This window comes from Bradyrhizobium sp. SOJA106, assembly GCF_059448745.1.
Genome location: NZ_CM182549.1, coordinates 499335 through 510942, shown reverse-complemented (window position 1 = coordinate 510942; position 11608 = coordinate 499335). Strand labels below are relative to the sequence as shown.

Here is an 11608-nt window from a genome sequence, read left to right as displayed (position 1 = left end):
CTTCGGAGCGGCGTTGCACGCCGCACCGCGTCCGGGACACGAGCCCCAATGACAGGAAGTTGAAAGCCTATCTGTTAGGCATGAGCTGGCCGCGAGGCCAAAAGCCGACCACAATTGCGCGCCTCTATCGATATTTTCATCACACGCGGACCGGCATGTTGCAAAAATTCCTGATTGCGCTGTGTTTCCTCGTCCCGTCGCTGGCTGAGGCCGCCGACATCACCGGTACGGCAAAGGTGCGCGCCGGCGACACCGTCGTGATCGGCAACACGCGGATCCGGCTCGGCGGCATCGACGCGCCAGCGGTCGACCAGCTCTGCCTCAACACCAACGCCGAGCGCTGGACCTGCGGCGTCGCCGCCCGCGACGAGCTCGCCAAATATGCCGAAGGCAAGACCTGGGTCTGCCATACCCGATCGATCGACCGGCGCGGCCGCACCGTGGCGCGCTGCGAGGTCGGCGGCGAGGACATCCAGAAATGGCTGGTGCGCAGCGGCTGGGCGCTGGCTTATACCCGTATCTCCCATGACTACGAACCGGACGAGGCTGCCGCACGTGAGGCCAAGGCGGGCATGTGGCAAGGCGCCTTCATCGCGCCCTGGGACTGGCGCGTGCGCAACAAAAAGACCCCGATCCTCGGCGCGACCAAGCCGCCCGAGGGCGCGCATGCGGTGCTGCTCGCGTCCGCCTCGGGCCCCGTCGCGCCCTCACCGGACTGCACCATCAAGGGCAACGTCAACTCGTCAGGCGAATGCATCTATCACCAGCCGACCAGCCGCTGGTACGCGCAGATCAAGATGAAGATCAGCAAGGGCACCCGCTGGTTCTGCTCAGTGGAAGAGGCCGAAGCGGCCGGTTGCCGGGAGACTAAGAGATAACCCACTTCAGGCCTGCATTTTCGGCGCTTTTCTCAGGCCCCAGCGCCGCGTAAAAGTAGGAATCAGCGACCCACCAGCCTGTCCTCCAACAACAAGGACCAACAGCAATGACCGTTCGCGCGGGCCGGGAATTTCTGGCCATCCCCGGGCCCACCACGATGCCCGACGAGGTGCTGCGGGCGATGCACCGTCCGGCGATCGACATCTACTCCAAGGAGATGCACGATCTGACCGACAGCCTGCTCAGCGACATCTCGAAACTGTTCGCGACCAAAGGCAAGTCCTACATCTACATCGCCAACGGTCACGGCGCGTGGGAAGCCGCGCTCAGCAACGTGCTGTCGCGCGGCGACAAGGTGCTGGTGCTGGAGAGCGGACGCTTCGCAATCGGCTGGGGCAATGCGGCAGCCCTGATGGGCGCCGAGGTCGAGGTGCTCAAGGGCGACTGGCGCCGTGCGGTGCGGCCGCACGAGGTCGAGGAGCGCCTGCGCCGCGACAAGGAGCACAGCATCAAGGCCGTCGTCGTGGTCCAGGTCGATACGGCCTCGGGCGTGCAGAACGACATCGAGGCGATCGGCAAGGCGATCAAGGCGGCCGGCCATCCCGCGCTGTACATGGTCGATACTGTCGCCTCGCTCGGCTGCATGCCGTTCGAGATGGACAAATGGGGCATCGACGTCGCGATGTCCGGCTCGCAGAAGGGCCTGATGACGCCGCCCGGCCTCGGCTTCGTCGCCGCCAATGCGCGCGCGCTCGAGGTGCACAAGAAGGCGGACCTGTCGACGCCCTATTGGAGCTGGAGCGAACGCGAGGGCACGGAGAATTATCGCAAATATGCCGGCACCGCCCCAGTCCATCTGTTGTTCGCGCTGCGCCGGGCGATCGACATGCTGCACGAGGAAGGACTTGAAAACGCCTTCCGCCGCCACAGCCTGCTCGGCGAAGCCGCGCGCCGCGCGGTCTCCGTCTGGGCGGAAGGCCAGGTGCTCGGCTTCAATGTCGCGGAGGCAAACGAGCGCTCCAACACCGTGACCACGGTGACCATGAGCAACGGCCATGACCCGGCCGTGCTGCAGCGCTATTGCAAGGACAAATGCGGCGTCGTGCTCGGCACCGGCATCGGCGATCTCTCCGGACAAGCCTTCCGCATCGCCCATATGGGCCATGTCAACGCACCGATGCTCCTCGGCACGCTCGGCGTGGTTGAGGTCGCCCTGAACGCGCTGAAGATCCCGCACGGCAAGGGCGGGCTGGAGGCGGCGGTGTCGTATCTCGGTGAAGAGGTGGCGGCGTAAGCGCTCGGTGCCCCGGGCGCTGCGCAGCACCAAAAGCGCGTCCACACGCGTCTTCGACGCACTATGGTGATGCGCTGCTAAGCCGGGACCCCAGTTTGTTGCATGAGTCCCGGCTCTTTGCGTCGCGTCATTTCATGCCGCGCCGCGTCCGGGACACGAGAGACTTCTTTAAATCCCCCGCATCCGATCTGATATAGAGGCAAGACACATCCCTATATCGAGGATCGATTTGCCCAACAGCAGCAGCAAGACGCCCCCCGTCGCCCCGCGCCGGCCGCATTCCTTCACCCGGCACGGCATCACCGTGACCGACGACTATGCCTGGCTGAAGGACGAGAAGTGGCAGGAGGTGCTGCGTGATCCCGCGGTGCTCGACCCTGATATCCGCAAATATCTGGAGGAGGAGAACGTCTACACCGAAAGCCTGCTCGGCCATACCTCGGCGTTGCAGAAGACGCTGGTGCGCGAGATGCGCGGACGGATCAAGGAGGACGATTCCAGCGTGCCGTCGCCGGACGGACCGTTCGCTTATTTCCGCAGGTTCCGCGAGGGCGGGCAGCACGAGCTGTTCGGCCGCATGCCGCGCGAGGGCGGCAACGAGCAGATCGTGCTCGACGGCGACGCGCTGGCCAAACACCACAAATATTTCAAGTTCGGCGGCAGCCGGCACTCGAACGATCACAAGCTGCAGGCCTGGAGCGCCGACACCAAGGGTTCGGAATATTTTTCGATCCGCGTGCGCGACTGGGCGACGGGCAAGGATCTCGACGATCTCGTCGAGGAGACCGACGGCGGCGTGGTCTGGAGCAAGGATGGAAGGAGCTTCTTCTATGTGAAGCTCGATGACAATCACCGGCCGATGCAGGTGTGGCGGCACAGGCTTGGCACGAAGCAGGCCGACGACACACTGGTCTATGAGGAGCAGGATTCCGGCTGGTTCACCCATCTGCACGAGAGCACCAGCGGCCGCTTCTGCGTAATCGCCGGCGGCGACCACGAGACGAGCGAGCAGCGGCTGATCGATCTGGCCAATCCCGAGGCGCCGCCGCGCCTCGTCGCAGCCCGCGAGGAAGGCGTGCAATATTCGCTCGCCGACCGCGGCGACCAGCTGTTCATCCTCACCAATGCCGACGACGCCATCGACTTCAAGATCGTCACCGCGCCGCTCGCTTCGCCCGAGCGCAAGAACTGGCGCGACCTGATCCCGTATCGTCCAGGGATCTACATCATCGACCTCGATCTCTATGCCGGCCATCTGGTGCGGCTCGAGCGCGCCAACGCGCTGCCCTCGATCGTGATCCGCGATCTCACTGACGGAGACGAGCACGCCATCGCCTTCGACGAGGCCGCCTATTCACTCGACACCATGGGCTCCTACGAGTTCGAGACGACGAATCTTCGCTTTTCCTATTCGTCGATGACGACGCCGTCGGAAGTCTACGACTACGACATGGTCAAGCGCACGCGCAGCTTACGCAAGCGCCAGGAGATCCCGTCGGGCCACAACGTCGCCGACTACGTCACCACGCGCATCATGGCGAAATCGCATGATGGCGCCGAGGTGCCGGTCTCGATCCTCTATCGCCGCGGGCTCAAGCTCGACGGTTCGGCGCCGCTGTTGCTCTACGGCTACGGCTCCTACGGCATGGCGATGCCGGCCTCGTTCAGCGCCAACCGCCTGTCGCTAGTCGATCGCGGCTTCGTCTACGCCATCGCCCATATCCGCGGCGGCGCCGACAAGGGCTGGGGCTGGTATCTCGACGGCAAGCGCGAGAAGAAGACGAACTCGTTCGACGATTTTGCCACGAGTGCCCGTGCGCTGATCGATGCCAAATACACCAGCGCGAAGCGCATCATTGGTCATGGCGGCTCGGCCGGCGGCATGCTGATGGGCGCGGTGGCAAACCGCGCCGGCGAGCTGTTCGCCGGCATCGTCGCCGAGGTACCGTTCGTCGACGTGCTCAACACCATGCTCGACGACACGCTGCCGCTAACGCCGCCGGAATGGCCCGAATGGGGCAACCCGATCGAGAGCGAGAAGGATTTTCGGACCATCCTGTCCTACTCGCCCTACGACAATGTCGCCGCGAACGAGTATCCGGCGATCCTGGCAATGGGCGGGCTGACCGATCCTCGCGTGACCTATTGGGAGCCGGCGAAGTGGATCGCGCGGCTGCGCGCCACCATGCGCGGCGGCGGCCCGGTCCTCTTGCGCACCAACATGGGCGCCGGCCATGGCGGCGCATCGGGGCGCTTCGACCGGCTCGATGAGGTCGCGATCGTCTATGCTTTCGCGCTGTGGGCGGCGGGAATGGCGGAGGCCCGGGTGTGATCTTCTCCCTCTCCCCGTTCCGCGTGCGGGGAGAGCGAAGGAACTACCGCCCGTTCTTCTTCCGCCATTCCGCGAAATCCGTCAGCGTCTGCGGATCGGTCGCCGGATAAAGGCCAAAAATGCCGCGCCCCTTGCCGACTTCCTCTGTGACGAAATCCTCGAACGCGGTCATCTCAAAGGTTTCATTGGCGATCTCGTCGGCGAGATGCGCGGGGATCACGATGACGCCGTCGGCATCGCCGAGGATGACGTCACCAGGAAACACCGGCGCGTCGCCGCAGCCGATCGGCACGTTGATCTCGATCGCCTGGTGCAGCGTGAGATTGGTCGGCGCCGAGGGGCGATGGTGATAGGCGGGAATGCCGAGCTTGGCGATCTCGGCGGAATCGCGAAAGCCGCCATCGGTGACGACGCCGGCGACGCCGCGCTTCATCAGCCGCGTCACCAGGATCGCGCCGGCCGAAGCGGCTCGCGCATCCTTGCGACTGTCCATCACCAGCACGGCGCCGGGTGGGCAATCCTCGACCGCCTTGCGCTGCGGATGCGAGCGATCCCTAAACACGTCGATGGTGTTGAGATCCTCGCGCGCCGGCATGTAGCGCAGCGTGAAGGCCTCGCCGACCATGGTCGGCTGGTCGGGACCGACGGGATGCACGTCCTGGATCATCTGGATGCGCAGGCCGCGCTTGAACAAAGCGGTGGCGACGGTGGCGGTGGAGACGGATTTGAGCTTGTTGCGGGTGGATTCGGAAAGTTTGGTCATCTCGTGCTCTCTCATGGTCGTCATTCCGGGGCGGCGAAGCCGAACCCGGAATCTCGAGGTTCGGGTTCGCTTCGCGCCCCGGAACGACGGTGAAACTAATAAATCGACGGCTCGCCGATCGGCGCGCCGAAATCGGTCTCGAGGAAGTCGAAGTCGCAGCCGTCATTGGCCTGCTTGATATGCTTCGTAAACATCCAGCCGTAGCCGCGCTCGAAGCGGCGCTCGGGCTGTTTCCAGGCGGCGCGGCGCTTTGCGAGTTCGGCTTCGGGCACCTCGAGATTGATGGTGCGCGCGGCGACGTCGAGCGTGATCCGATCGCCGTTCTGCACCAGCGCCAGTGGGCCGCCGATGTAGGATTCGGGCGAGACGTGCAGAATACAGGCGCCGTAGCTGGTGCCGCTCATGCGCGCATCCGAGATGCGCACCATGTCGCGCACGCCTTGCTTCACGAGTTTTGTCGGGATCGGCAGCATGCCCCATTCCGGCATGCCCGGCCCGCCCTGCGGCCCCGCATTGCGCAGGATGAGAACGTGGTCCTCGGTGACATCTAAGTTGGGATCGTCGACCGCCTTCTTCATCGAGGGATAGTCGTCGAACACCAGGGCGGGACCGGTGTGCTTGAGGAAGCGCGGCGCGCAGGCGCTCGGCTTGATGACGCAGCCATCGGGCGCAAGATTGCCCTTGAGCACGGCGAGCGCGCCTTCCTTGTAGATGGGATTGTCGACCGAGCGGATCACATCGGCATTGTGCACCTCGGCGCCGTCGATGTTCTCGCCCAGCGTCTTGCCTGTCACCGTGATGCAATCGAGATGCAGATGCTGCTTGATCTGCCCCATCAGCGCCGGCAGGCCGCCGGCGTAGAAGAAGTCCTCCATGAGGTACGTATCGCCGCTTGGACGGACGTTGGCAATCACCGGCACCTTGCGGCTGGCGATCTCGAAATCGTCGAGACCGATGTCCTGGCCGGCGCGGCGGGCCTGCGCGATCAGATGGATGATCGCGTTGGTGGAGCAGCCCATCGCCATTGCGACCGCAATCGCGTTCTCAAACGCCTTGCGGGTCTGGATGGTCTTCGGCGTCAGGTCCTCCCACACCATCTCGACGATGCGGCGGCCGCACTCCGAGGCCATGCGGATGTGGTTGGCGTCGGCCGCGGGGATCGAGGAGGCGCCCGGCAGCGTCATGCCGATCGCCTCCGCAATCGCGGTCATGGTCGAGGCCGTGCCCATGGTCATGCAGGTGCCGTAGCTGCGGGCGATGCCGGCTTCGATGTCGAGCCAGTCCTTGTCGGAGATCTTGCCGGCGCGGCGCTCGTCCCAATATTTCCAGCCGTCCGAGCCGGAGCCGAGCGTCTTGCCCTTCCAGTTGCCGCGCAGCATGGGACCGGCCGGCAGATAGATCGCCGGGATGTTCATCGAAGTCGCGCCCAAGAGCAGCGCCGGCGTGGTCTTGTCGCAGCCGCCCATCAGCACCACGCCGTCGACGGGATGGCTGCGCAGCAGCTCCTCCGCGTCCATCGCCAGCAGGTTGCGGTAGAGCATGGTGGTCGGCTTGAGCAGCGATTCCGACAGCGACAGCGCCGGCAGCTCGATCGGCAGGCCGCCCGCCATCAGGACGCCGCGCTTGACGTCGTCGACGCGCGACTTGAAATGCATGTGGCAGGGCTGCGCGTCCGACCAGGTGTTGAGGATCGCGATGATCGGGCGGTCCTTCCACTCCTCGGGGGCATAGCCCATCTGCATGGTGCGGGAGCGATGGCCGAACGAGCGGAGGTCGTCGGGTGCAAACCACCGCGCGCTGCGCAGCTGGTCGGGCGTGATTTTCTTCTTGGTCATGATTGGGAGCCCCATTTCTGGACGGTGTTCCGCTCGATGGCGCGGAAGATCAGGTTCTCGACAAAGAGGCCAATGATGATCACGGTCAAGAGGCCCGCGAACACCGCGGGTATGTCGAGCAGATTGCGGTTCTCGAAGATGAACCAGCCGAGTCCCAGACTGCCGTTGCAGAGGCCGAACCAGATCAGCGCGAGCGGCAGCAGCGCGATCGCCGGCAGCCGCGCCGATCCCGCGGCCGGCGCGAAGGACGGTTCCGCCGCCTCGGCAAACCATCTGCACGAAGGCATGCATAATCGCGGGGCCTGGAGAGAGCGGCGCCGGCAAGCCGTCATATCGTCGCGAAGTGCTTGCAGGCTGGGCGGAATCCGCGCAACAATTTCATGTTTGATGGCTTGATTTGGGGCGCCGGAATGTCCCCTCCGCCCCGGAGGATTTCAGACGTGGCCAACATCCTGATCGTGGATGACGACCCCGCCGTGCAGATCACGATCCGGCTTCTCCTGGAGCGGGCCGGGCATCACGTCACCGTCGCCGGCGACGGCCGCCAGGGACTTGCAATGTTCGAGGCCAGCGGGTTTGACCTGTTGTTTCTCGACATCTTCATGCCCGGCATGGACGGGCTGGAGACGATGCGCCACATCCGGGCGCGCCGGTCGGCCGTTCCGATCATCGTGATCTCCGGCCGTTCGGCCGCGCCGGACGCCTATGCGGAACCGGATTTCCTGAAGATGGCGACCAAGCTCGGCGCCGTGGCGAGCCTGCGAAAGCCGTTCGGGCCCGGCGCCCTGCTCGCCGCCGTCGATGGCTGCCTGAAGGCGGCTCTGCCGGAGAGGTCCGATGTCAGCTCCGGCCAGCGATGACGAGGGCGGCTCCTGGGCTCCGGTCCAAACCAAGCGCGGCCATACGGGAAGTCGAGCGAACATTCCCATGACGCTCACGACACGGCTCGCCATCGCGATGATCCTGCTGGTGGCGGTCACCGTGGCCGCCGTCGGCTGGCTTGGCTATCGCAACATCACGCAAGCCGTCATTCCGCGGGTGCTGGAGCGGGTCGAAGCCCAGTCGCGCCTGCTGGCGACCAATCTCGAATCCTACGTGTCCGGCGTTCGCGGCGATCTGATCGGCTATCGCTCCGCCGCGGCGATCAACGGCCTGATCCGCGCTCACATCGGCGGCGGAATTGACGCATCCGACGGCGTCTCGGAGCAGACCTGGCGCGAGCGCATCGCGACGCGGCTCGCGGCCGAGATCGAGGCCAAGCCCAGCTACGGGCAGTTTCGCATCATCGGCCTTGATGACGACCAGCGCGAGCTGGTCCGCGTCGATCGCTCGGGCCCGAATGGCGCGGTACGGATCGCCCCCAACAGCGAGTTGGCGCACAAGACCGACCGAACCTACTTCCAGGAAACGATCAAGCTCGCGCCAGGCGAGATTTACGTATCGCCGATCGAGCTTGCGACCCGCCAGGGCGGGACCACGGACCTGCACATTCCGACCCTGCGGGTGGCGACGCCGCTGTTCACGCCGGAGGGCAAGCCGTTCGGCATCATCATCGCCAATATCGACATGCGTCCGGCACTCGAGCGCGTCCGCGCGACGACGAGCTCGGGAGGGGACATCTACGTCGTGAATTCGCGCGGCGACTATCTCGTCCATCCCGATCGTGCGCGGGAATTCGGCTCGCTGCGTGGCCATCCCACCAACTGGCGCAATGATTTTCCGTTTTTTTCCGCCGTCGCCGGCACGCCTGACGTGTCGACGCATCTCACGACCGACGCAGCGGGCCGGCCGAGCGGCGCGGCGATCGCACCGGCACTGCTTGCGGGCAAGGAGTGGATCGCAATCATCGTGACCGTTCCCCCGGCCGTGTTCGGCCGCGTGCCGGCCGCGATTCAAACGACGTCCCTGTTCGTCGGCCTGCTCGCGGTCCTCGCTGCGGCTGCGCTCGCGGTGCTGCTCGCGCGCTCATTGACCCGCCCGATTGGCCGCCTGACCGCGGCGGTCGAAGCCATCGGCAGCGGGCGGCCGGCGGACATTCCGGTCGACGCCAGCGGCGAGACCGGCGTGCTGGCGCGGGCCTTTGCCCAGATGGTCGAGGAGACCAGGGCGAAAACAGCCGCGCTCGAGCACGAGGTCCGCGAGCATCGCCGCACCGAGGCCGCACGAAGCCATCATGCGGCGCGCGAGCAGCTGTTCAGCGCCGCCGTCGAATCATCCGACGATGCGATCGTGATGCAGACGCTCGAGGCCATCATCATCGGCTGGAATCCGGCGGCAGAGCGCCTTTACGGCTACTCGGCGGACGAGGCCATCGGCCAACCCACTTCGATCATCGTCCCGCCCGATCGCCGCGAGCACGGCAAGGACTATCTGCGGCGGATCGCCCGCGGCGAGCCGATCGAGCGCTTCGAGACGGTGCGCCTGCGCAAGGACGGCACGCCGGTCGAGATCTCGCTGAGCCTCTCGCCGATCAGGGGACCGTCGGGCGAGATCGTCGGCGCCTCCGGCAGTGCACGCAGCCTCACCGAGGCGCGGCGGGCCGAGCGCGTGCTCCAGCAGCAGCTCGAGGAGCGCCGGCAGATCTTCGACACCTCGCAGGATCTGATCATGATCATGGACGCACGCGGCCATGTCGCGCAGATCAGTCCGAGCAGCGAGACCATTCTCGGCTACAAGCCGGACGAGATGATCGGCCGCAGCGGCGCCGATTTCGTTCATCCCGATCATCTGGAGCAATCCCGCGCGCAGATGCGCGCGCTGCGGCGCGGCGACCGCCCCAAGCTCGACGACACCCGCTGCTTCCACAAGAACGGGCACGAGGTCTGGCTGTCATGGCTCGGCAGCTGGTCCGAACAGGCGCACCGCTTCTATTTCGTCGGGCGCGACATGACGGAGGCACGGCGCGCGCAGGAATCCCTGCAGGAGAGCGAACGGCTCGCCCGCAACATCGTCGAGACCTCGCTCGACGCCTTCGTCCAGACCGACGAGGCCGGCAGGATCCTGAACTGGAACTCACAGGCGGAACAGCTGTTCGGCTGGCGCCGCGACGAGGTGCTCGGCAAGAGCACGATCGACCTGATCGTGGCCGAGAGCGAACGCGAGCGGGTCAGGGCCGGCCTGAAGCGCTTCCTGGAAGAGGAGGACGGCACGACGCTGAACCGCCGCCGCGAGCTCATGTGCCGGCGGCGCGATGGCAAGGAATTCAAGGCCGAGCTGAGCGTCACTGCGCTGAAGCGCCGCGAGGGCCTGCTGTTCAACGTGTTCTACCGCGACCTCACCGACAAGATCGCAGCCGAGGAGCGCATCCGCCACGCCGAGAAGATGGAGGCGGTCGGCCAGCTCACCGGCGGCGTGGCGCACGACTTCAACAACATCCTCACCGTCATCACCGGAACGATCGAGATCCTGGCGGAGGCGGTCGAGAAGGAACCGCAGCTTGCGGCCATCACCAAGATGATCGACGAGGCCGCCGCGCGCGGCGCCGAGCTGACCCAGCATCTGCTCGCCTTCGCGCGCAAGCAGCCGCTCCAACCGCGCGAGATCGACATCAATTCGCTGATCATCGACACCGCCAAACTGTTGCGGCCGACCCTGGGCGAGCAGATCCAGATCGAATCGGTGTTCGAGGACGAGAACTGCGTCGCGATCGTCGATCCGAACCAGCTCACCACCGCGATCCTCAACCTCGCGCTCAATGCCCGCGACGCCATGCCTGGCGGCGGCAAGCTGATCGTGGAGACGGGCGCCGCTTATCTCGACGAGGTCTATGCCAGAGTCAACGACGTCCGGCCGGGGCATTACGTGCTGATCGCCGTGAGCGACACCGGCACCGGAATTCCCGCCAACATGCTGGCGAGGGTGTTCGACCCGTTCTTCACCTCGAAGGGACCGGGCAAGGGCACCGGGCTCGGGCTTTCGATGGTCTACGGTTTCATCAAGCAGTCCGCGGGGCACATCAAGATCTACAGCGAGGAAGGCCACGGCACCACGATCAAGATGTACCTGCCGCCCGGCAAGACGCCGACGGTCGTCGGCGAGGGCGTGTCGCCGGCCACGATCGAGGGCGGACACGAGACGATCCTCGTGGTCGAGGACGACCGGCTGGTGCGCGACTACGTACTGGCGCAGCTGCATTCGCTCGGTTACGTCACCTTGCAGGCCGCGAACGCCGCCGAGGCGCTCGCGATCGTCGCCGCCGGCAAGCCGTTCGATCTTCTCTTCACCGACGTCATCATGCCCGGCAAGATGAATGGACGGCAGCTCGCCGACGAGCTGGCGAAGACGCGGCCCGATCTGAAGGTGGTCTACACATCAGGCTATACCGAGAACGCGATCATCCATCACGGCCGGCTGGATTCGGGCGTGCTGCTGCTGGCGAAGCCCTATCGCAAGTCGGATCTCGCGCGGATCATTCGCAAGGCGCTGAACGGGTGATGTTGAGGAGTCATTCCGGACGCGCGTAGCGCGATCCGGAATCTCGAGATTCCGGGTTCGATGCTCCGCAT

7 protein-coding genes and 1 pseudogene are annotated in these 11608 nt (G+C 65.5%); 5 read left to right on the top strand and 3 right to left on the bottom strand.

Going from position 1 to position 11608, the window contains the following annotated elements; translation table 11 throughout:
• Positions 1–155: 155 nt before the first annotated feature.
• From AC5V87_RS02460 to AC5V87_RS02450, 3 genes are all read left to right on the top strand, one after another.
• A complete protein-coding gene (locus AC5V87_RS02460) occupies positions 156–878 on the top strand; it encodes a thermonuclease family protein (protein WP_495369889.1) in 723 nt (240 codons plus the stop codon).
• Positions 879–985: 107 nt separating this feature from the next.
• The gene (locus tag AC5V87_RS02455; protein ID WP_456841953.1) at positions 986–2173 is read left to right on the top strand and encodes a pyridoxal-phosphate-dependent aminotransferase family protein; all 1188 of its coding nucleotides are present in this window, start codon (positions 986–988) and stop codon (positions 2171–2173) included.
• A 229-nt stretch (positions 2174–2402) separates the two neighbouring features.
• Positions 2403–4505, top strand: a complete 2103-nt coding sequence (locus AC5V87_RS02450; RefSeq protein ID WP_495369888.1) for a S9 family peptidase — start codon at positions 2403–2405, stop codon at positions 4503–4505.
• Between the two features lie 43 nt (positions 4506–4548).
• On the opposite strand, the gene AC5V87_RS02445 is transcribed toward AC5V87_RS02450, so the two are convergent.
• From AC5V87_RS02445 to AC5V87_RS02435, 3 genes and pseudogenes are all read right to left on the bottom strand, one after another.
• Positions 4549–5268 (bottom strand): ribonuclease activity regulator RraA, encoded by a 720-nt coding sequence (locus AC5V87_RS02445; protein ID WP_495369887.1) that lies wholly within the window; start codon positions 5266–5268, stop codon positions 4549–4551.
• A gap of 95 nt (positions 5269–5363) precedes the next feature.
• Entirely contained in the window at positions 5364–7103 is a 1740-nt protein-coding gene (gene araD, locus AC5V87_RS02440; protein WP_495369886.1) for an L-arabinonate dehydratase, read from the bottom strand.
• Positions 7100–7267 (bottom strand): annotated as a pseudogene (locus AC5V87_RS02435) (ABC transporter permease); the annotation flags it as partial. The gene araD and the pseudogene AC5V87_RS02435, both read right to left, overlap by 4 nt.
• A 276-nt stretch (positions 7268–7543) precedes the next feature.
• Here AC5V87_RS02435 and AC5V87_RS02430 point away from each other — a divergent pair.
• Both AC5V87_RS02430 and AC5V87_RS02425 read left to right on the top strand, forming a co-directional pair.
• On the top strand, positions 7544–7963 hold the full coding sequence (locus tag AC5V87_RS02430) for a response regulator transcription factor (protein WP_456841950.1): 420 nt from the start codon (positions 7544–7546) through the stop codon (positions 7961–7963).
• Positions 7941–11537, top strand: a complete 3597-nt coding sequence (locus AC5V87_RS02425; RefSeq protein WP_495369885.1) for a PAS domain S-box protein — start codon at positions 7941–7943, stop codon at positions 11535–11537. Before AC5V87_RS02430 ends, AC5V87_RS02425 begins: the two co-directional genes overlap by 23 nt.
• Positions 11538–11608: the final 71 nt, after the last annotated feature.